Origin of the sequence: Sphingomonas sp. Leaf407 (assembly GCF_001425385.1) — a bacterium.
GTDB lineage: Bacteria > Pseudomonadota > Alphaproteobacteria > Sphingomonadales > Sphingomonadaceae > Sphingomonas.
Genome location: NZ_LMQO01000001.1, coordinates 801,438 through 822,890, shown reverse-complemented (window position 1 = coordinate 822,890; position 21,453 = coordinate 801,438). Strand labels below are relative to the sequence as shown.

21 protein-coding genes are annotated in these 21,453 nt (G+C 65.9%); 14 read left to right on the top strand and 7 right to left on the bottom strand.

Features of this window, described 5'->3' with window-relative positions; all coding sequences use genetic code 11:
• Positions 1-16 precede the first annotated feature (16 nt).
• Positions 17-814: an MBL fold metallo-hydrolase gene (locus tag ASG37_RS03680; RefSeq protein WP_055757275.1), complete on the top strand. Its 798-nt coding sequence runs from the start codon at positions 17-19 to the stop codon at positions 812-814.
• Positions 815-832: 18 nt separating this feature from the next.
• Here ASG37_RS03680 and ASG37_RS03675 read toward each other — a convergent pair whose 3' ends face one another.
• The 4 genes from ASG37_RS03675 to ASG37_RS03660 all read right to left on the bottom strand — a co-directional run bounded on the left by ASG37_RS03675 (position 833) and on the right by ASG37_RS03660 (position 4,891).
• A complete protein-coding gene (locus ASG37_RS03675; protein ID WP_235525115.1) occupies positions 833-1,969 on the bottom strand; it encodes a metallophosphoesterase in 1,137 nt (378 codons plus the stop codon).
• Between the two features lie 200 nt (positions 1,970-2,169).
• Entirely contained in the window at positions 2,170-2,574 is a 405-nt protein-coding gene (locus tag ASG37_RS03670) for a cupin domain-containing protein (protein ID WP_156349035.1), read from the bottom strand.
• A gap of 59 nt (positions 2,575-2,633) precedes the next feature.
• Positions 2,634-3,824, bottom strand: coding sequence for an MFS transporter (locus ASG37_RS03665; protein WP_055757270.1), 1,191 nt, complete (start codon positions 3,822-3,824; stop codon positions 2,634-2,636).
• Positions 3,825-3,982: 158 nt separating this feature from the next.
• On the bottom strand, positions 3,983-4,891 hold the full coding sequence (locus ASG37_RS03660; protein WP_055756151.1) for a LysR family transcriptional regulator: 909 nt from the start codon (positions 4,889-4,891) through the stop codon (positions 3,983-3,985).
• A gap of 180 nt (positions 4,892-5,071) precedes the next feature.
• On the opposite strand from ASG37_RS03660, the gene ASG37_RS03655 reads away from it, so the two are divergent.
• From ASG37_RS03655 to ASG37_RS03610, 10 genes are all read left to right on the top strand, one after another.
• Positions 5,072-5,455, top strand: a complete 384-nt coding sequence (locus tag ASG37_RS03655; RefSeq protein ID WP_200909705.1) for a VOC family protein — start codon at positions 5,072-5,074, stop codon at positions 5,453-5,455.
• A gap of 124 nt (positions 5,456-5,579) precedes the next feature.
• A complete protein-coding gene (locus ASG37_RS03650; protein ID WP_082447965.1) occupies positions 5,580-5,780 on the top strand; it encodes a hypothetical protein in 201 nt (66 codons plus the stop codon).
• Positions 5,781-5,993: 213 nt separating this feature from the next.
• Entirely contained in the window at positions 5,994-6,401 is a 408-nt protein-coding gene (locus ASG37_RS03645; RefSeq protein WP_055756145.1) for a response regulator, read from the top strand.
• A 378-nt stretch (positions 6,402-6,779) separates the two neighbouring features.
• Positions 6,780-7,616 carry an alpha/beta hydrolase gene (locus ASG37_RS03640; RefSeq protein WP_055756141.1) on the top strand — a complete coding sequence of 279 codons (837 nt, stop codon included), beginning with the start codon at positions 6,780-6,782 and terminating at the stop codon, positions 7,614-7,616.
• Positions 7,617-7,911: 295 nt separating this feature from the next.
• Positions 7,912-10,926, top strand: a complete 3,015-nt coding sequence (locus ASG37_RS03635; RefSeq protein ID WP_055756139.1) for a TonB-dependent receptor — start codon at positions 7,912-7,914, stop codon at positions 10,924-10,926.
• 61 nt (positions 10,927-10,987) lie between these two features.
• Positions 10,988-12,505, top strand: coding sequence for a tryptophan halogenase family protein (locus tag ASG37_RS03630; RefSeq protein ID WP_055756137.1), 1,518 nt, complete (start codon positions 10,988-10,990; stop codon positions 12,503-12,505).
• On the top strand, positions 12,498-13,205 hold the full coding sequence (locus tag ASG37_RS03625) for a SapC family protein (RefSeq protein ID WP_055756134.1): 708 nt from the start codon (positions 12,498-12,500) through the stop codon (positions 13,203-13,205). The genes ASG37_RS03630 and ASG37_RS03625 overlap by 8 nt, the downstream gene beginning before the upstream one ends.
• Complete coding sequence (locus ASG37_RS03620) at positions 13,198-14,205, top strand: cupin-like domain-containing protein (protein WP_055756132.1); 1,008 nt, start codon at positions 13,198-13,200, stop codon at positions 14,203-14,205. The genes ASG37_RS03625 and ASG37_RS03620 overlap by 8 nt, the downstream gene beginning before the upstream one ends.
• Positions 14,202-15,683: a tryptophan halogenase family protein gene (locus ASG37_RS03615; protein ID WP_055756130.1), complete on the top strand. Its 1,482-nt coding sequence runs from the start codon at positions 14,202-14,204 to the stop codon at positions 15,681-15,683. Before ASG37_RS03620 ends, ASG37_RS03615 begins: the two co-directional genes overlap by 4 nt.
• Positions 15,683-16,738 (top strand): LacI family DNA-binding transcriptional regulator, encoded by a 1,056-nt coding sequence (locus tag ASG37_RS03610; protein ID WP_055756127.1) that lies wholly within the window; start codon positions 15,683-15,685, stop codon positions 16,736-16,738. The genes ASG37_RS03615 and ASG37_RS03610 overlap by 1 nt, the downstream gene beginning before the upstream one ends.
• Before the next feature lie 18 nt (positions 16,739-16,756).
• Here ASG37_RS03610 and ASG37_RS03605 read toward each other — a convergent pair whose 3' ends face one another.
• The gene (locus ASG37_RS03605; protein WP_055756126.1) at positions 16,757-17,083 is read right to left on the bottom strand and encodes an ArsR/SmtB family transcription factor; all 327 of its coding nucleotides are present in this window, start codon (positions 17,081-17,083) and stop codon (positions 16,757-16,759) included.
• A gap of 130 nt (positions 17,084-17,213) precedes the next feature.
• On the opposite strand from ASG37_RS03605, the gene ASG37_RS03600 reads away from it, so the two are divergent.
• Positions 17,214-17,948 carry an SDR family oxidoreductase gene (locus tag ASG37_RS03600; RefSeq protein ID WP_055756124.1) on the top strand — a complete coding sequence of 245 codons (735 nt, stop codon included), beginning with the start codon at positions 17,214-17,216 and terminating at the stop codon, positions 17,946-17,948.
• A gap of 69 nt (positions 17,949-18,017) precedes the next feature.
• Here the strand turns inward: ASG37_RS03600 and ASG37_RS03595 are convergent, their stop codons facing one another.
• Positions 18,018-18,338 (bottom strand): hypothetical protein, encoded by a 321-nt coding sequence (locus ASG37_RS03595; protein WP_055756122.1) that lies wholly within the window; start codon positions 18,336-18,338, stop codon positions 18,018-18,020.
• 233 nt (positions 18,339-18,571) lie between these two features.
• Between ASG37_RS03595 and asd the strand changes: the two genes are divergently transcribed.
• Complete coding sequence (gene asd, locus ASG37_RS03590; RefSeq protein WP_055756120.1) at positions 18,572-19,423, top strand: archaetidylserine decarboxylase; 852 nt, start codon at positions 18,572-18,574, stop codon at positions 19,421-19,423.
• A gap of 40 nt (positions 19,424-19,463) precedes the next feature.
• Positions 19,464-20,153 carry a hypothetical protein gene (locus ASG37_RS03585; protein WP_156349034.1) on the top strand — a complete coding sequence of 230 codons (690 nt, stop codon included), beginning with the start codon at positions 19,464-19,466 and terminating at the stop codon, positions 20,151-20,153.
• A 5-nt stretch (positions 20,154-20,158) separates the two neighbouring features.
• On the opposite strand, the gene ASG37_RS03580 is transcribed toward ASG37_RS03585, so the two are convergent.
• Positions 20,159-21,442, bottom strand: a complete 1,284-nt coding sequence (locus ASG37_RS03580; protein WP_055756116.1) for a serine hydrolase domain-containing protein — start codon at positions 21,440-21,442, stop codon at positions 20,159-20,161.
• Between the last annotated feature and the right edge of the window lie 11 nt (positions 21,443-21,453).

Here is a 21,453-nt window from a genome sequence, read left to right as displayed (position 1 = left end):
GACCGGAGCATCGGCCATGATCCATGTCTGCGCGACCTGCGGGACCTCCTATGCCTCGGGCGCGATCCCGCCCGGTGGCTGCGCGATCTGCAACGACGAACGGCAATATGTGCCGCCGACCGGACAACGCTGGACCACCCGCGAGGCAATCGCCGCCCGCCATCTGAACAGTTGGCGTCAGCACGCGCCAGACCTCTTCAGCATCGTGACCACGCCGCGCTTCGCGATCGGGCAGCGCGCGTTCCTCATCACGACACCCGCCGGCAACATCCTGTGGGATTGTATTGCCAACCTCGATGCGGCGACCCGCACCCTTGTCGAAGCGCTGGGCGGCATCCGTGCGATCGCCCTGTCGCATCCGCATTATTACACGACCATGCAGGACTGGTCCGACGCCTTTGGCGCGCCCATTCTTGTCCATGCCGACGACCGGCGATGGCTGATGCGAAACCATGGTGCGGTTCGGTTCTGGGAAGGCGACAGCTTCGACATGATGCCGGCCATCCGGCTGATCCGCCTAGGCGGCCATTTCCCGGGCGGTGCGGTGCTGCACTGGGAAAAAGATAACGGTAGTTTGTTCGTCGGCGACATTCTTCAGATAGCGCCCGGCGCCGACAGGCTGTCGTTCATGTGGAGCTATCCCAACATGCTGCCGCTTCCGGCTTCGGTCGTCGCAGCCATGGCAAGACAGATCGATCGCTATGGCTTCGATCGAATGTTCGGCGCGTTCGAGGGGCAGGATATTTGGAGCGGTGCGAAATCCATCGCGCTTACGTCTGCCAAAAAATATATATCCCATCTTGCCGAAGATTGAATCGCGATTTGCCTTCCGTCACCGTGCCGTGCGTAACGTGATGCGCGTGAGTTCGGACGGCACGCCGAGCCGAAGCGCGAAGCCCGGCCACAACGCGGTGCCGTTGTTCACGTACAGCGTCATGCCGCCGACCGCATAGCGGCCCGAAACGAAGCCGTTGTTGGCCGGCGCGACCAGCCGGTCGAGGCCCCGGATCATGCCGCCATGGGTATGTCCCGAAAGCTGGACGGCGACACCGCGCGCGGCGGCCCGGCGTGCTTCCTTGGGTTGATGGTCGAGCAACAGTACCGGAACGCCCGCCGGTGATCCGGCCAGCGCGGTATCGAGGTCGGGTCCGGCCTGACCGACGCCTGGCGCGGAAAGGTCGGTCACGCCCGCAAGGACCAGTTGCGCATCGCCCCGCCGCAGGACGGTATGCGCGTTGGGCAGCATCCTCATGCCCAGCCCCGTCAGGTGCCGCATCCAGTCGCCATAATCGAAGAAATATTCGTGATTGCCCGGGATCGCATAGACGCCGTCGGGTGCCCGGAGGTCGGCCAGCGGCGCGACGTCGGAACGACGCATCGCGACCGAACCATCGATGAAATCCCCGGTGACGACGATCAGATCCGCCCCCGCCGCATTGGCCCGGTCGACCACCGCCCGCGTCCAGCCGCCGGGGAACAGCCGGCTGATGTGGAGATCCGTCAACTGGACCAGACGATAGCCGTCGAACTCGCTCGACAGGCCGGGGACGACGATCTCGACATCCTTGACCGGCGGCACGCGGATCGCATTCCAGACGCCCCACGCCGCCAGCAGTGCGGCGATCGTCGCGATCGCGTACCGCACGCCATCGGGCACCATCACCGTTGAGCGTCGCGCCGCCATTACCGCCAGCGTTCCGAGATCGAGCGCGATCTGGAACACCGCCAGCAGCAGGACTGCGCCAAAGGCCCAGTTGAGCAGGATCACCACCACCCGCGGCATTTCGGGCGCGAAAACCGAGCCGGAGGAAAAGCGGCTCCACAGATGATATTGGGATGCGATCAGCAGCACGACAGCCACGCAGGCCTTCGCGCCCGGCGTCAGCGCCAGGGGCCATAGCCAGCGCGCAAGGACGAACAGGCATGGTACGGCGAAGAAGAGGTGGAAAATCGCGTTCGCTCCCGTCAAGCCAACCGGCCTTGCGCGCCGTGGCTCTGGTGAAAGGCGGTACATTTTGGACCGATCGGTACGCCGGGCAGAATGCACCTGCCCCGCCCGTGCCGCAACGACGCTGTACCGGTCAGGGCATTATCCCGGACCATGCGCGCCGCGTCAGGCGACAGTCGGCGGTCGACGCGCGCATAAGCCCGAACCCGACCGCCACTCGGTCAGGTATCGTCGCCGAGATAGTCCGCGTCCGTCACCTTCTCTATCCATTTCACCGGCGAACCATCGACCGTTTCCTGAATGGCGATATGCGTCATGCCCGCGTGCGGGGTCGCGCCATGCCAGTGTTTGCGGCCAGCGGGGCACCACAGGACATCGCCGGCATGGAACTCCAGCTTCGCCTCGCCCTCGACCTGGGTCCAGCCGATACCCTCTGTGACGATCAGCGTCTGGCCGGCGGGATGCGTGTGCCACGCGGTGCGTGCGCCCGGCTCGAAATGGACGATCGCGCCGCCGACGCGCGACGGATCGGGGCGCTGGAACTGGCCGGTAATCGTGACCTTGCCGGTGAAATAGTCGGCGGGGCCGTCCACCGTCTTCCTGTCGGCCTTGCGGGTGATTTCCATGTCGTGGGTCCTTTGCATGGCAGGTGTCATCATCAGGGCAAGCATCATCAGCGAAACGATCATCTGCGTTCTCCGGCACGCCCGATCCGGGCATCGAGCGCGGCGAAAACCGCCGCCGCTGCGAGCAACGCGGCGCTGGTCAGGAACGCGGCACGGTAACCGCCGGCATCGAACAACAGCCCGCCCCCCGCCGCGCCCAGCGTGATCGCGAGTTGCACGACGGTGACCAGCAACCCGCCGCCCGCTTCGGCGTCATCGGGAAAGCGGCGTGCCACCCATGTCCACCACGCGACCGGCACGCCGGTGCCGACGATGCCCCACAGCGTCAGCAACGCCGCGGTCGGCATGGCAAGGTCGCCGACCACGACCAGCGCCACGGCGATCGTCGCAAGTGCGATCGGTGCGAGGACGAGCGTGGCCGACATGCTGCGCGCGACCAACCGTCCGAACAGCCATGTCCCGAACAACCCGCCCGCGCCCATCACCAGCAGGACGAGCGACAGCGCCGGTACGCCAAGCCGCGTCACCCCTTCGAGGAAGGGACGGACATAGGTGAACAGCGCGAACTGCCCGGCGAACAGCAGCGCCACCGCCAATGCGCCGGTGCGCGCGACCGGACGGCGCAGCACGCCGAGCGCGCCGTCCGTCTTCGTGCCCCGGTCCGACGGCATCGCCGGCAGCGTCAGCCATTGCCAGGCAAAGGTGACGGCGGCGAGCGGCACCACGACGAAGAACGCTCCACGCCAGCCGATATACTGGCCGAGAAAACTGCCGAGCGGCGCGGCGATCGTCGTCGCCAGCGCATTGCCGCCGTTCAACAGGCCCAGCGCGCGTGGCACCTGATCCTCCGGCACCAGCCGCATCACGGTGGCGGCCGACATCGACCAGAAGCCGCCGATCACGATCCCGATCAGTGCCCGTCCGGTCATGAAGATCAGGAAGTTCGGCGCCAGCGCGACGATCAGCCCTGATGCCAGCATCAGCAGCGTCAGGCCCAGCAGCAACGTCCGGCGATCGATCCCGCGGCTGAGCGTGGCGATCGACAGGCTGGTCAGGACCGCGAACAGGCCCGAGACCGAGATCGCCTGTCCCACCGCCCCCTCGGTCAGATGGAGGTCGGCGGCGATCGGGCTGAGAATGCTGACCGGCATGAACTCGGATGCGATCAGCGTCGACACGCACAACGTCAGCGCGAAGACGGCGCTCCATCCGCCGCGGGTGTCGCGCCGCACATCTGTCGGCGTGGGCATAGGATCGAGTGATGCGGCTTGCGGCAACGTCCATACTCCGGCTGCGATGCGCGGCCATGGATCGCCCATGATCGCCCGGCGGATATGGGGGTATGCGATGCTGCCGATCACCCATGGCCCGTGCGATGGAGCGTTGAGCCCACCTCATCGATCCGACGCTACAGTCCCAGCGGGCGCAACTCGCGGATGAGGTCAATCAGCAGCCGCAGTCCGGTCGGCAACTGGCGGCGCCCCGGATAATAGATATGGAACCCCGGTCCGGTCGCAGCCCAGTCCGACAGGACCGGACGCAGCGCGCCGCTCGCCACCAGCGGCATCGCCGACGGCTCGGGCAGATAGGCGAGGCCCGCGCCGGCACTCGCCAGCGCCAGCGCGAAAGGCGTCTCGTTCAGCAGGATCGCGCCGGGAACGTTGATCGCGATCGCTTCGCTGTCCTTCTCGAACTCCCAATGATAGATGCTGTCGTCTCCCAGCCGGAACCGCAGGCAGCGGTGATCGGCAAGATTATTGGGATGGGCCGGAATGCCGTACCGATCGAGATAAGCGGGCGCGCCGACCACTACCCAGCGGACATCCGCCGACAGTCGCTGGGCGACCATATCCTCCGGCACCGTGCCGCCCCAGCGGATGCCCGCATCGGCACCCTGCGCGACCACGTCGACCAGATGGTTCGACGTGACCACGTCGACAGAAATATGCGGGTATCGCTCGACGAAGACGGCAAGGACCGGCGCGAGCAGCAACGCGCTCGCCTGATCCATCACGTTCAGCCTGATCCGGCCGGCGGGCTCGTCCCGGTAGCGGTTGAGCGCTTCCGCCGCCGCACTGATCAGGTCGAACGGCTCGGTCAGCGCTGAGTGCAGTTCCTCCCCCGCCGCGGTCAGCGTGACGCTGCGACTCGTCCGGTTGAAGAGCCGTACCCCGATCCGCGCCTCCAGATTTTTCAGCGAATGGCTGAGCGCAGAGGCACTGACGCCGATCTCCAGACCGGCACGACGGAAATTGCGATGCCGTGCGAGTGCCTGAAAATAGGCAAGATCGGCAAGATCGGAGCGGCTGATGCGCATATCGGTTTCTTGCCGGCACGGCTGGCCGGGCGCAACCTTTCCGGGGTGCGGGGCTTTGCCCGGTCCGGCAACGGCCTGATGAAACCAGGTGTGCCCCCCATGGTTTTCGCTATGGTTGGGGTGCAGGCGGTGTTCGGTTGCGACGCGCCGGGTAGGAGAATATGCGTGCTGTTTCATACCATGATCGGGTCCAACGACATCGACCGCTCGAAGCGCTTTTACGACACCGTACTCGGCACCCTCGGGGTGCAGGAAGCGACGCTGAACATCGCCGGCAGCGGACACACCCGCCTCATCTACCGCGGTCGGGAAGGAACCGTTTTCATCGTGACCCAGCCGATCAACGACGAACCCGCCACCGCCGCAAACGGTGGCACCGTTGCGTTCCAGTGCAGCTCGCCCGAGCAGGTGAAGCAGTTCCACGACGTCGCGGTCGCCAATGGCGGTACGTCGATCGAAGCGCCTCCCGGCCCGCGCGAAACGCCCTCGATGGGTAGGATCGAACTGGCATATGTTCGTGATCCCGACGGCAATAAACTTTGCGGCATTCATTTCCCGAAGTGACGGCGACCAGCGCCGCTGGCGCGTCCCGGTGCCGGATGCGCGGGGGGAGTCCGCCCCTCGGTCCGTCGCAAATCCGACGATGCGGGGGTGGACGGGAATCGATCGGCGTCGGTATCGGCCGGTCATGCCAATAGTCACGACGATCATGAATTCGACCACCGGTCAGCCCATCCAGAAGCATAGTTTCGGACGGATGCCGAAGCCGTGGGAGTCCTTCACGCTGCAGACCGGCGAGATGGTGAAGGCGGACCGTATCGACATTGGCAAGCCGGCACCCGGAAAGGCGATCACGCCGATTTCGGTATGGGTCACGCCCAAGAGCTGACACCGGTCCGCCCGGCAGTCATGCCGCTCCCGTCGGGACGCCGCCCGTCGGCCCGCGTTGCCCGCCATGATGGTTGCAGCGCCGGCCGATCCGGGTGGCGCAGTCGGCGGGAACCGGGGGATCTTTCGCCGTACGCCGGCATCCGGCCGGAAAGCATTGCTGATTTATGTCGGTTCTGTCGCAACCTGTGGCCAGACAGCCGGTTGAGACACCATGCCAACCTCAACAATCCCCTTCGCGCTGGTCGTCGATGACGACCCGATGATCCTGATGGATACATCGGGCATCCTCGAAGACGCCGGGTTCCGAATTCATGAAGCGATGGACGGCGATCAGGCCAAGGCGGTCCTGGCCGAACACTGGGAAAGCATCGTCCTGCTTTTTTCGGACGTCGACATGCCGGGATCGACCAACGGTTTCGAACTGGCGCAACATGCCGACCGCCATTGGCCGCACATCGAGATCGTGATCGCATCCGGTCACGTCTTGCCCCGGGACGGCGACATGCCGGAACGGGCGACCTTCATCTCCAAGCCGTTCAACAAGCGCACCGTCCATCACCATCTGGCGCAGATGCTGCCCGACGAAAAAAAGCCCGAACCGCTGGCGAAGGCGATCTAGGGCCGATCGACATTCGGCCGTCCGTGACGCCAGCGAAGAACATTTCCGTCACCCCGGACTTGTTCCGGGGTCCACCGTGCAGCGATCGATGCCGTTCAAGGTACTTGCGACAGCGTTCGCAGCCAGGTGGACCCCGGAACAGGTCCAGGGTGACGAAAGAGGGTGGTGTTTTCGACTACGGACTGCGCACGAAATGCTGAATGTGGATCGGCCCTGGTCGCAAACCCGTCAGGACCCGACCCATGTTCTGGTACAGGATGACAAGGGTGGGCAGTACACCCGGCACTTCGCGGTTTCGATGATGCCGCATGGCTATGGACCGGCCGGTCGTCTACCCAACGTTCTTGTTGCGAGGCGGGGCCATTGTCAGGAGCTGATATGCTGAACGCGGACGAAACGGTTCCAGTCCGGGAAGCGAACGACGGCGAAGCGTTTGACCTTGGCGATCCGGCGAGCGAACCAGGCGCCGCCGTCGTCACCAGCGTGAACCATGCCTGCCTGTTGCGCTACGACGCCAGCCAACCGAACGGCAAGGCGATGCTGGTTCTCGCCGGCGGCGGCTACACGCAGTTGATGGTCGGGCGCGAAGGCGTGGCGGTCGCCGGATGGCTGACCGATCTTGGCTACCGGGCGTTCGTCCTGGTCCATCGTTTCCCCGACGCCGAACATGGCCCGGGCGCTGCACTGGACGATGCGATCGAAGCCATGCGCCTGATCCGTGGCAGCGGCTGGGCACCGGAAGGGCTGGGCGTTGTCGGGCTGTCGTCCGGTGGGCATCTGGCAGCGTGCCTTGCTGCTTCCTACCCTGCCGGATGGACGGCGCCACCGTCGCGCTTTCCCGGCGAGTCGAGCCGGCCGGACGTGCTGGTCGTCGGTTATGGTCCGATCTCGACCAATGCGAAGGGGCGGACCGTCATCCCGGACAAGCCGCCGCTACCGCCGGTCGAGAAACAGGCGATGTACGACGCGCTGCAACCCGATGCGATGCTGATCCCTGCCCCGCCGCCGACGTTCCTTGTCTATTCCGGCAACGATCCGGTAGTTCCCGTCGAGAACGCTCGTCGCCTGCATGCCGCCGTGCAGGACAATGGCGGCGTGTCCGAGCTGCATGTGTTTGCCGATGCACCACATGGCTTCGCGCTCGATACCCCGTCGGGGCCGGTAACGCTCTGGCCGCAACTATGCGCGGCGTGGTTACGGCAGCTCGGCTTCTAGACCGGCCGATCGGAAATGCGTGGTGCCGGGAAAACGATCCCGGGCGTCGCATCGCGGTGAGGACCCGTCACGGCATTTCCGCCGATGGACCACTGCGCCGCCGCCGTCATACCCAGCAGCACTCTCGACGCGAGCGATGATGGGCTGCCGCTGGGCTGATTACTGTCGTTCGCGGAACAATGGGAACGTTCACAATTGATGCCCGAACATCTTGACAGCGATGTTCACATGGCTGAGTGAACGTTATCAATATGCGCACGCCAGAATAAGCGCTGATAACAAGGGGAGGAATACCATGCGCGGAACCGCCGTCCGCACCGTGTCGCGTCTTGCGATCGGGGCATCGACTATCGCACTGAGCGCTATCGCCGGCCCGGCATGGGCACAGGACGCCGCCGCGACGCTGGGTGCGCCGGGACCGTCCGAGGTTCAGGACGCACCGGCGGCCGAGGGAGAAGGCGATGAAATCCTCGTCACCGGCATCCGCGCCAGCCTTCGCGACGCGCTGAACATCAAGCGCAATGCGCAGGGCGTCGTCGACGCGATCTCGGCCGAGGATATTGGCAAGTTTCCCGACACCAACCTCGCCGAATCGCTCCAGCGGATCACCGGCGTGTCGATCGATCGCCAGAACGGCGAAGGATCGACCGTCACCGTGCGCGGCTTCGGCCCCGAATATAACCTCGTCGTGCTGAACGGCCGCCAGTTGCCGACCTCGACGCTGGGCGACGGTGCCAGCGCGCCGGCCTCGCGCTCGTTCGATTTCGCCAATCTCGCGTCCGAAGGGATCGCCGGGGTCGAGGTGTACAAGACCGGGCGCGCCGCCGTGCCGTCGGGTGGCATCGGCTCGACGATCAACATCAAGACGCCCCGCCCGCTCGACCGTCCCGGCATGCGCGGATCGGTCGCGGCGCGCGGCGTCCTCGACACGTCGCAGAACGGCAAGGATCAGATCACGCCAGAAGTCTCGGGCGTGTTCAGCACCACCTTCGGCAGCGACGACCAGTTCGGCTTCCTCGTGTCGGGCGTCTATCAGAAGCGCAACGCGAGCGTGAACACCGGCTCGGTCGGGTTCGGCAATGCGTTCCTCGGCACCGAGAACGACTGGGGGACGCTGGGCGCCGAAGGGCCGAACGTGGTCAATCGTCCCGGCCCCACCGACGTGTACGAAGTGCCGCAGAGCGCGGCGTACAACCTGACCGATATTCGCCGCGAGCGGATCAACGGACAGGTCGTGCTGCAATATCGCCCGGTCGATTCGCTGACCGCGACCGTCGACTTCACCTATTCGCGCAACAAGATCGAGGCGCGCGACAGCAGCGTCGGCATCTGGTTCAACTTCGGCGACACCTCGACCGAATGGACCGATGGCCCCGCCGCCGGACCGGTCTTCTACACCGAACGCTTCGGGCCGGGTAAGGACCTGTCGTACAGCGGGTCGCTGACCGCCAACCTGTCGGAGAACAAGTCGCTCGGCGGCAATCTGCGCTGGGACGCGCCGGGCGGCGTCACCGTGACGCTCGACGCGCATCATTCGACCGCGGAATCGAAGCCGACCAACCGCTTCGGCACCAGTACCTCGGTCGGATCGGCGATCTTCGGCGTCGCGTCGCAGACGGTCGATTTTACCAAGGAGCTGCCGGTCCTGTTCTACACGATGCAGCCGGGTGTCGATGCGCTGAACCCGGCGCTCATCAACGCGACCGGCAATTCGTTCCGCAACGCCTATTTCCGCGACGAGATCAATCAGGTGCAGTTGAACGGTCATTACGACCATGACGGCAGCTTCCTCGATTCGATCGATTTCGGCTTCTCCTACGTCAACAATCAGGTCCGCTCGGCCTATGGCTTCGTGCAGAACGATACGTGGGGCGGCGTCGGCACGCCGGCCGACCTGCCCGACGACCTGTTCGAGCGCGTATCGCTGCCCGACAAGTTCCGCGGGCTGGACGGCGCGAAGGACGGGATCATCCCCGCCTATTACCGGTTCGATTTCGAACGGATGGTCGACCTGCTCGACAGCCGTTTCGGCATCTGCGGCCGGGACGGCAACTGCCTCGCCGGGTTCGACACCGACCGGCGCATCACCGAAAAGACGATCTCGCCCTTCGTCCAGGTCAATAATACGTTCGACCTGCTCGGCCGTCGCGCGCACCTGATCGCCGGCGTCCGCTATGACCAGACGACGGTCAATTCCGCCTCGCTCACGCCGATCCCGGTCGGCACGGCATGGGTCGCCACGGGCGAGTTCAACGTCGTCTATTCGGCGAACAGCGACTTCCTGCCCAACAAGGGCAGCTACGACAACTGGTTGCCGGCGGTCGATTTCGACATCGAGGCGCTCGACAACGTCAAGCTGCGCGCGTCGTACAGCCACACCATCACCCGCGCCGACTATAACAGCCTGCAAGGCGGCCTGACGCTCAATCGCCAGTTCGGCATCGCCGGCGGCGGCGGTTTGCAGGGCAATCCGAACCTCGTGCCGTTCCTGTCGAAGAATATCGATGTGTCGGCCGAATGGTATTATTCGCCGACCAGCTATGTCTCGGCCGGCTATTTCCGCAAGAAGGTGAGCAATTTCATCAATTCGCAGGAAGTCGAGCGGTCGGCGTTCGATCTGCGCAACCCGGCTGACGGCCCCCGTTTCCGCGCGGCGCAGGCGGCGCTGGCCGGCACCACCGATACCGCGCGCATCCGCGACTATATCCTGCGCAACTTCACGCAGGGCGTCGAGGTCGCGCGCAATGCGGCCGGAGCCCCGATCCTCGACGTGAACGGCTATTACACCGGCCGGGTGCTGGGCCTGCCCGAAGACGGACTGGTCGATTTCCGCGTCGGCACGCCGTTCAATTCGGACCAGACCGCCACCATCGACGGGTTCGAATTCGCGATCCAGCACAGCTTCTGGGAAACCGGGTTCGGTGCGATCCTGAACTATACGATCGTGCGTGGCGATGCGCAGTTCGACAATGCGCTCGACCCCAACGTCGGCCAGTTCGCGCTGGCGGGGCTGAGCGACAGCGCCAATGCGGTGCTGTTCTATGACAAGGCCGGGTTGCAGGGGCGCGTCGCGTACAACTGGCGTGACAAATTCTATGCCGGGGGCAATCCCAACCCGACCTATGTCGAGGCGTACGGACAGATCGACGCGAGCATCAGCTATGAATTCCGCAAGGGGCTGACCGTGTTCGCCGAAGCGATCAACCTGACCGGCGAAGGGCGGCGCGGCCATCGCCGCAACGACAATTTCGTGACCTTCGCGCAGCCGGGCTTCGCGCGCTATACCGGCGGCATGCGCTTCAGCTTCTGATGCGCACGAACGTTCCGGGCGGAGCCTCTCCGCCCGGAACCCGAACAAGGACAGGGAAGCGGTGAGCGGTCGGATCAGGCGGGTCGTGGTCGTCGGCGGGGGGACCGCCGGATGGCTGGCGGCGTGCCGCATCGCCGCCGCCGCCGACCCCTCGGCGCAACAACCGCTGTCGGTGACGTTGATCGAATCGCCCGACATCGCGACGATCGGCGTCGGCGAGGGCACCTGGCCGACGATGCGCGGGACGCTCGCCCGGATCGGCATCGACGAAGCGACCTTCCTGCGCGCCACCGACGCCAGCTTCAAACAGGGATCGCGTTTCGACGGCTGGCGGACGGGCGCGGCCGACGACCGCTATTATCATCCCTTCACCGCCCCGGCCGACCTGCCCGCCGCCGATCTGCTGCGCGACTGGCGACGCGGAACGTTCGCCGACCATGTCTGCGCCCAGCCCGATGTCTGCGCCGACGACCTTGCCCCGCGCCAGCCGGCGATGCCACCCTATGCCGGCGCGCTCAACTATGCCTATCACCTCGACGCCACCAAATTCGCCGCGCTGCTGCGCGAAACCGCGGTCGGCCGGCTGAACGTCACCCACATCCGCGATCATGTGACCGGCGTCGAGCCGGCCGCGAACGGCGATATTGCTGCCGTCGTCGCCCGCGACACCGGCCGGATCACCGGCGACCTGTTCCTCGACTGCACCGGCCAGGCCGCCTTGCTGATCGGCGGTCACTGTCGCATCGGCACGATCGATCGCACCGCGACCCTGTTCAACGACCGCGCGATCGCGGTGCAGGTGCCGGTCGCGCCCGACAGTCCGGTCGCGTCGCAGACCAACGCCACCGCGCATGACGCCGGCTGGATCTGGGACATCGGCCTGCCCGCCCGGCGCGGGATCGGCTGCGTCTATGCCAGCGATTTCCTCGACGACGATGCCGCGGCGGCGACGCTCACCGCCTATCTCGCCCGGACCGCGCCGCACGTCGATCCGGCCGGCCTGTCGTTTCGCCAGCTTCGCTTCCGCTCGGCCCATCGCGAACGGTTCTGGGTCGGCAATTGTCTTGCCATCGGCTTGTCGGCGGGGTTCCTCGAACCGCTGGAAGCATCGGCGATCGTGCTGATCGAATTGTCGCTCGACGCGCTGCTCGACGGTTTTCCGGCCGATCGCGCGGCGATGGACCTGCATGCCCGGCGGTTCGACGCGCTGTTCCGCTATCGCTGGGACCGGATCGTCGATTTCCTGAAGCTGCATTATGTGCCGAGCCGCCGCGACACCCCCTATTGGCGGGCGCACCGCGATCCCGCCTCGATCCCGCCCTCGCTATGCGACCTGCTGGCCTTGTGGCGGACCCAGCCGCCCTCGCCGGCCGACTTTGCGCAGGCTGGCGAAATCTTTCCGGCGGCCAGCTACCAATATGTCCTGTACGGCATGGGCGTGACGCCCCCGCCGATCGGCCCGCTGCGCCCGCGCCCCGACACCGCATCGGTGCTGCATCAAATGCGCCAGCGCGCCCGGACGCTGACCGCCAGCCTGCCGACCAATCGCGCCTATCTGAACGGAATTGCCCATGTCTGACCATCAACTGCTGAACGTGGCCGCGCACCGCGACCTGCGCGTCCGCCGCGAACGCTCGGCCGAGCTTGGCGATGCAGTTATGACCGCGCTGATCGTTCCCGACGAATTCCGCCAGGTGCAGGCGAGCTACCCGATCCTGTTCCGCCAGAACCGCGAACGGACCGGCTTTGCCGCGCTGGCGCTGTTCGGCTTCGACGCGGGCGAGAACCTATTCCTTGAGGGCGGTCGCTGGGACGCCCCCTATCTGCCGCTGTCGATCGATATTCAGCCGTTCCTGATCGGCGGCGCGCCCGGTGCCGATGCGACGCCCAAGGCGGTGATCGACCTTGCCAGCCCGCGCATCGCCACAAACGACGGCGTCCGCATCTTCGATCGCGAGGGCCGCCCCTCCCCCTATCTCGAAGTCGTGCTCGAACGTCTCGGCGCGCTCGACGCCGGCTATCGCGGGTCGGCCGCGTTCCTCGACGCGCTCGATCGCTACGGGTTGCTCGAACCCTTCACGCTGGAGGTCACGCTCGACGATGGCGCGACCAACCGGCTGGTCGGCTTCCATGCCATCGCCGAGGAACGGCTGGCCGAACTCGATGCGGCGACGCTCGGCAAATTGAACGCGGAAGGGCATCTGCTGCCGATCTACATGGCGGTCGCCTCGCTCGCCAATTTCCCCGCCCTGATCGCGCGCAAGAACCAGCGTGGCTGACCTGCCGCCCATCGCCGAAGTGGCGGCCCCCGACGCCGCCGCGCTCGACCATCTGTTGCGCAGCGCGACCGGGCCGTTCGTGGTGCGCGGCCTCGTCGCCGACTGGCCGCTGGTGCAGGCGGCGAAGCGATCGTCACAGGCCGCCCGCGACTATCTGATCGACCATCACCGCGACGTGCCGTTCACCGTGTCGGTCGGACGACCCGGCAGCGGCGGTCGGCTGTTCTACGACGATGCGATGGCGATGAACTTCGCGACGGTCCGCGCCAGATTGCCCGACGTGCTCGGCGAAATCGGCCGGGGCGAAACGAGCGACGATCCGCGCCCGATCTATCTTGCCTCGATCGACATGCGCGGCTTCTTCGACGGGCTGGACGAGGCGAACCGCGTCGATCTCGGCACCCGCGAACCGCTCGCCAGCATCTGGATCGGCACGCGCACCCGCATCGCCGCGCACAACGACCAGCCCGACAATCTCGCCTGCGTCGCGGCGGGCCGTCGCCGCTTCACGCTGTTCCCGCCGGACCAGTTCCGCAACCTGCACCTGGGGCCGCTCGACAACACGCCGGCCGGCCGGGCGGTGTCGATGGTCGATTTCGACGACCCCGACCCCACCCGCTTTCCCCGTTTCGCCGAGGCGCTGGCCCATGCCCAGGTCGCCGAACTGGCGCCGGGCGACGCGATCCATATCCCGGCGCTGTGGTGGCATCATGTCGAGGGGCTGGCACCGTTCAACATCCTCGTGAACTATTGGTGGCGCGACCAGCCGCGCTGGCTCGGCCAGCCGCAGGACGCGCTGCACCATGCGATCCTTGCCGTCCGCGATCTGCCCGACGACCAGAAACGCTATTGGCGGGCGCTGTTCGACCATTATGTGTTCGACGCTGACGACGGCGTCACCGCGCATATCCCGCCGGGCGGGCGCGGCGTGCTCGACCCGCTGACTGCCGCGAGCGCCGATCGCCTGCGCAACTTCCTGCTCCGGCAGTTGGCGAAATGAGCGTCACCCGCGTCGTGATCGCCGGGGGCGGCACCGCCGGCTGGATGGCCGCCGCCGCCATCGCGCGGACGATGGGCCGCATGGTCGAGGTGACGTTGGTCGAATCCGAAACGATCGGCACCGTCGGCGTCGGGGAATCGACCATTCCGCCGCTCGTCACCTACAACCGGCTGCTCGGCATCAACGAAGCCGAATTCATGGCCGCCACTGCCGCGACCTTCAAACTCGGCATCCTGTTCGACGGCTGGAAAACCGCCGACAGTCGCTATTTCCACTCGTTCGGCACCACCGGCCGCGATCACTGGGCGGCGGGGTTCCAGCATTACTGGCTGAACGGCCTGACTCGCGGTCACGCGCAGCCATATGACGACTATTGCACCGAACTGGTCGCGGCGTTGCAGGGCCGGTTTGCGCACCTGCCGGGCGATGCGACCAACTATGCCTATCAGCTCGATTCCGGCCGTTATGCGCAATTCCTGCGCGCGATGGCGGAGCGCGACGGCACGCGGCGGATCGAGGGGCGGATCGCGCAGGTCGAACTGGACGGGGAAACTGGCGACATCGCCGCGCTGCAGCTCGACGGTGACCGGCGGTTTCCCGGCGACCTGTTCCTCGACTGCACCGGTTTCCGGGCGCTGCTGATCGAAGGCGCGCTTCATGCCGGTTATGACGACTGGACCCACTGGCTGCCGTGCGATGCCGCGATCGCGCTCCAGACCGACAGCGTCGGTCCGCCGGTGCCCTATACCCGCGCCATGGCGCATGATGCCGGCTGGCAATGGCGTATCCCGCTCCAGCACCGGGTCGGCAACGGCATCGTCTATTGCAGCCGCTATCTCGATCGCGATGCCGCGCTCGACCGGCTGGTGAACAATGTCGAAGGCAAGGTGCGGACCGATCCCAATTTCCTGCGCTTCACCACCGGAGCCAGGCGGCGGCAATGGCATCGCAACTGCGTGGCGATCGGCCTGTCGGGAGGGTTCATGGAACCGCTGGAATCGACCAGTATCCACCTGATCCAGCGTGCCGTCCTTCGCCTGTTGCGGCTGTTCCCCCAAGCGCGGGTCAGCCCGGCCGACGTCGCCGAATTCAATGACCAGCAATTGCAGGACATGGAGCAGATCCGCGACTTCCTGATCCTGCATTACAAGGCCACCGATCGCCGCGACTCCCCCTTCTGGCGGCAATGTTCCGCAATGGACGTACCAAACAGCCTCGCGCAGAAAATCGACTTGTTCCGCCAGACCGGGCGGGTATTCCGCCGCAACGAGGAATTATTCGGTGAGAATAGCTGGGTGCAGGTGATGATGGGTCAGGGGATCGTGCCGGAACGTCACCATCCGATCGCGGCCAGGCTGACCGATGACGAGCTGGACCGGCTGTTGTCGATGGTCCGGCGGCAGGTGGCCGACACCGTCGCGACGATGCCGCCGCATGGCGACTATCTCGCGCGCTACTGCCCGGCGGACCGCCCCTGATGCCACGTCGCCGGGGGGGCGTGACGATCAAGCATGTCGCCGCCGATGCCGGCGTGTCGTTGCAGACCGTCAGCCGCGTCATCAACAACGAACCCAATGTCCGCCCCGAAATGGCGGAACGGGTGCAGGCGGCGATCGACCGGCTGGGTTATGTCCCGCTGATCGCGGCGCAGCGCATGGGCGGATCGAAATCGCGGCTGATCCTGGCACTCAACGATCGCGACCGGACGATCGCGGGGTGGCGCAACCGCGAAGGGACCGACTGGGTCGATCAGATGCTGCTGGGCGGCATGCTGACCTGCGGCGCGCATGGCTATCGCCTCATCCTCGAACTAGTCGACACCCACAGCGACCATATCGAACGCGAATTGTCGGCGACGATCGGCGCGCTGCAACCCGATGGCGTCATCCTGACTCCGCCGCATTCGCAGGATCTGGTGATCCTGAACCTGCTGGCGAAGCGCGGGATCAGCATCGCCCGCATCGGTTCGCTGACCCCGGATCCCGGATTCTGCCTGACGATGGACGACGAGGCCGCGGCGCGCCTTGCGACCGGCCATCTGCTCGACCTCGGCCATCGCCGGATCGGTTTCATCAAGGGCTCGGACGATTATGAACTGAGCGGCTGGCGCGTCACCGGCTGGCGCGCGGCGATGGACGCGGCGGGGCTGGTCGCCGATCTGATCGAACCCGGCGATTTCGATTACGCATCGGGCCGAACGGCGGCGGGTGCGCTGCTCGATGCCACCGATCCGCCGACCGCCATTATCGCCAGCAGCGACCAGATGGCGATCGCGACACTCGACGTCGCGCTCGAACGCGGGCTGGCCGTGCCGCACGACCTGTCGATCATCAGCTTCGACGACACGCCGATCGCCCGCTATGCGTCGCCGCCGCTGACGGCCGTGACGCAACCGATCGCTGCCGTCGTCGCCGAGGCGGTGGAACGCATCATCGCCGAGCAACATGGCGCGAGGCTGTCAATCGAACCGAAGTCGGTGCCGGCCCAACTGACGGTAAGGGCTTCGACTTCACCCCCGCGCAGCATCGGCTGAGCCTCGAAGCGGCACCCGCTACCCCATGCCAGAGCGGTTCGCCCGGTTGGCGAGTACCGCGTCGAGCAGGCCCGGAAAGCGCCGATCGAATTCGGATCGCCGCAGCGTGTTAATCATCTCCCGCCCGGCCTGCGTCGTCTCGATCAGCCCTGCCGCGCGCAGCAGCTTGAGGTGGTTCGATAGCGTGCTTTTGGGAATCGAGTCGCACGGCGCCGCACCGGCGCAGCTCAGCCGCTCGGTGGCGGCGAGGCGAGCGACCATGCCCAGCCGATTGGGATCGGCCAGCGCATGCAGCGCCAGATCGAGCGGGACGTCCTCCAGCCGGGGATGGGTAAAGCGGGGCATGGACGAGATATAAGGCGATGCTGTGAATTTAATAGTTCGGGAATATTGAACCATCGAAATATCACGCCATTTTCCGTCATGTCAGCCGCGCACGACGCCGTGATCGCGGGCCATATTTCGGAGAATATCTATGTCGCTTCAGGGCAGGAACGCGCTCGTCACCGGCGGATCGCGCGGAATCGGATCGGCCATTGCCAAACGACTGGCGGCCGATGGCGCGGCGGTTGCGATCACCTATGCCGGAAACAGGGCCGCAGCGGACGCCACCGTGGCGGCGATCGAGCGCGCGGGCGGCACTGCCTTCGCCTTTCAGGCCGATGCCGCCGATCCCGCATCGCAGCGCGCCGGTGTTGAGCAGGCCGCCGCCGCATTGGGCGGGATCAACATTCTGGTCCATAACGCCGGCGTGGCGGAATTCGCCACCGTTGCCGACGATACTGACGCGATGTTCGACCGTCAGTTCGGCGTCAACGTGAAGGGCCTGCATGTCGGCACGCGCGCTGCCCTGCCACATCTTCGCGATGGCGGACGGATCATCCTGATTGGCAGCATTTCGGGTGAAGTCGCGTTCCCCGCGACCGCGGTCTACAGCGCGACCAAGGCGGCGGTGGCCGCGCTGGCACGCGGCTGGGCAAAGGATCTCGCCTCGCGCAATATCCTCGTCAATACCGTGCAGCCGGGACCGATCGACACCGACACGAATCCCGCTGACGGCGAGTTCGCCCAGCAGATGATGGGCGCCATCCCGCTTGGCCGGTATGGCAGCGTCGAGGACATCGCAGGCGCGGTCGCATTCCTTGCCGGACCGGATGCAGGCTATATCACCGGCACCACGCTCAACGTCGACGGCGGCGCGGCGGCCTGACGAACCGCCAACGGCCCGTCCGATGAACCCGGACGGGCCGTTGGCGCCTGACGCGACCGTCGGAGCGGCTCAATTGCCTTCGGCGTCGACCATCATGACGACCGGCTTTCCACGCGACATCGGGTCCCACCCTGCCGACAGGGCCGCGCGCGTGCAGCGCGAGATCGTCGCATCATCGAGCTGAAGACGCCCGCGCGGCAACCCCTTCAGGAGTCGCTTGGGCGCGGGAAATTCCACCCATGCCTCGCGCTTGGCATCGCGCTGGACCAGCGCGATGGTCATCCCCTTCCACCCTTCGTCATCCGACAGATGCGGCTCGCGGTGCAGTTGCCAGTCATATTTGACCCCGTCCACTTCGATGGTTCCGGCATTGCTTCTGGATTTCGACATGTCGACGGGATTAGCACGGCAACTCCGATGTGGCGATCATCAGGGTGAACGCGCTATGGGCGCGGCCGTTGCGGGGCTTCCCCCAACCGGATGCGTATTCGGTTATCATTGTCGCCTTGTGCTGATAGCCTGTCCGCAAGCGTATCGACGGACCGCGTCGTTGCCCCGCACTTTTACAGGCCAAGCTGTCGGATCACGCCCTTGCCCGACAGCGGCGACGTTTCGAGGTTCCGATGTCCGATCGTTTGAAAGTCCTGTTCCAGCATGTGCTGCCCAAGCAGGGCCTGACCGTTTTCGCCGGCCGCATCGCCCGGGCACGGGGCGGCGCGATGACGACGCGGTTGATCCGCTGGTTCGTCGGCAGATATGCCGTCGACATGGGCGAGGCCGCCGATAGCGACATCGCCAGCTACCAGAGCTTTAACGACTTTTTCACCCGTCCGCTCAGGGCCGGGGTGCGCCCGATGGCCACCGCCGATTTCGTCTGTCCGGTCGATGGCGCGATCAGCCAGTTCGGGCCGATCGACGACCATCATATGGTGCAGGCAAAGGGGCATCGCTTCACCACGACCGAACTGGTCGGCGGCGATGTTGCGCTGGCCGCGCGCTTTCGTCACGGCAGCTTCGCCAACCTCTATCTGTCGCCCAGCGATTACCACCGTCTGCACATGCCCTGCGACGGCCGGTTGACCCGCATGATCTATGTGCCGGGAAAGCTGTTTTCGGTGAACCCGGTCACGGCGCGTGGCGTGCCCAACCTGTTCGCGCGCAACGAACGGGTGGTCTGCATTTTTGAGTCGGCGGATCATGGCCCGTTCGTCATGGTGCTGGTCGGCGCGACCATCGTCGGGAGCATGGCGACCGTGTGGCACGGCGTCGTCAATTCGCGGCGGACCGGCCGGACCGCCGAATGGCGCTATGCCGATCAGGAGATCGTGTTGAAGAAAGGTGAGGAGATGGGCCGCTTTCTCCTCGGTTCGACGATCGTGATGCTGTTCGGGCAAGGAACCATTGCGTTCAACAAGGACTGGGCACCGGAAGCGAAGGTTCGTCTGGGCGAGGCCATGGGCGATCGCCCGGCCTGACCATTTCGGACCGACCGGAGGCGATGAACGGGAGTGGGACATGAAGCGCATGATACGAATGACTTGCCCGCTGCTGTTCCTCGTCGCGGGGGCGGGAGCGGCCAGCGCGCAACTGCCCTCCAACAGCCGGCCGGCGTTCATCGCCGACGAGCGGGTGCTGATCGGCCGGTATCATTATGAGGAAGCGAGCGACGACTTCAAAATGGACGTTCATCTGAACGCCGATCATACCGCGCTCTACCGGATCACAACGGGCAAGGATCAGGCGGAGTTCATCCGTCTGACGGGGTTCTGGACGCTCGACAATCCACATATCCATATCCACAACAAGCCCGGACCGGTCCGGCTGGTGGCGGCGGGCGCTCCGACACGCGATCCGTCGGTGGGATTGTCGGTCACGGCGATGAACGCGGATGGCAGCCCGGCCCAGGGTCTGGGCGTGACATGGGCGGATGCGAACGGGCTCTACATGCTGTCCGATGGCCGGCACACCACCCGTTCCGGCGAGCCGGCTGGCGCAGCGGTGGTGGAGATCGTGCGAGCATCGGACCGCAGGATATTGCAGACAGTGAACGTCCGGCCCGGCGGGCCGAACAGCTTCCGCTTCACCTATTATCCAAGCGATCAGGAGCCGTTCGACCTTGCCGCCATCGCGCTCGATCCCCGCGCCGACACGATCGAGGTCGAGGTCGGCACCGCGCAGGCGAAGCTGAAGCGGGTGCCTAACTAGCTGCGTCAGTTCAGTGCCTGATACACCAGCGCCCGAAGCTTGGCATGATCGTCGATGTCGCCCGCCGGCAGAAGCTGGGTCATGTAGACGACGGTCAGCCGCTCGTGCGGATCGACCCAATAGGTGCTGTGATAGGCCCCGCCCCAGCCATAGTCGCCGACCGACCCCGGCTGGCCCGCCTTGCCCAGATCGGTACGGATGCTGAAGCCCAGCCCGAACCCCATGCCCGGCTGATAGGGAATGTCGCCGAGCTGGTCGGCGATCATCAGTTCGACGGTCTTGCGGCCGAGATACCGCCGCCCGTCCAGTTCGCCGCCATGCCGGAGCATTTCGAGGAACCGCGCATAATCCGGCGCGGTCGACACCAGCCCTGCCCCGCCCGAGAACGCCACGCGCGGCCCGCGCAGATAATGGCCCTGCCCGACATGCCCGCCGCCCTGCCATGCGCCGGGGTCGGGCACACGCCGCACGCCGTTCGGATCGGCGGCATAGACTGTGGTCAGCCGGTTCGCCTTGGCCGGCGGAACATAAAAGGCCGTATCCTTCATCCCCAACGGATCGATCAGCCGTTCGCGCAGGAACTGCTCCAACGTCTGCCCGCTCAGCTTTTCGACCAGTACGCCGAGAATGTCGGTATTGTAGCCATAGACGAATTTCTCGCCCGGCTGCTCGGCCATCGGCAGCGCCGCCATGCGCGCGACGACCGTTGCCACCGGTTCGTCGCGATCGGCGAAATACCAGCCGAAGATGCCCGCGTCGCGCCACGCCTTTTCCGCCGGCCCCGCGCCATAGGATATACCGGCGGTGTGCGTCAGCAGATCGCGGATGGTGATCGGCCGCTTGGCAGGCACCACGTCATAGCCGCCACCGGCTTTCGCGACCGCGACGGTGGTCGCCTTCCATTCGGGCAGATATTTGCCGACCGGATCGGACAGGACCAGCTTGCCCTCCTCCATCAGCATCATCACCGCGACGCTGGTCAGCGCTTTCGTCTGCGATGCGATGCGGAACAGCGAATCGGTGCGCATCGCATCGCGTGCCTCCTTGTCGCGCCAGCCGACCGCCTTGCTATGAATGGTGCGCCCGTCGCGCTGAATCTGCACCACCGCTCCGGCGATCCGCCCCTGATCGACATAGGCCTGCAACACCCGGTCGAGCCGGGCCAGCCGTTCGGCCGATACCGCGGCGGCGGGCTGAACGACCGCACGTGGCCGCTGCGCCTGTGCGGGCGCGAGCGACGTCGCCGCGAGCACCACGCCCGTTGTGATCCGGCCCAAGATATATCGCATCGACTCTCCCC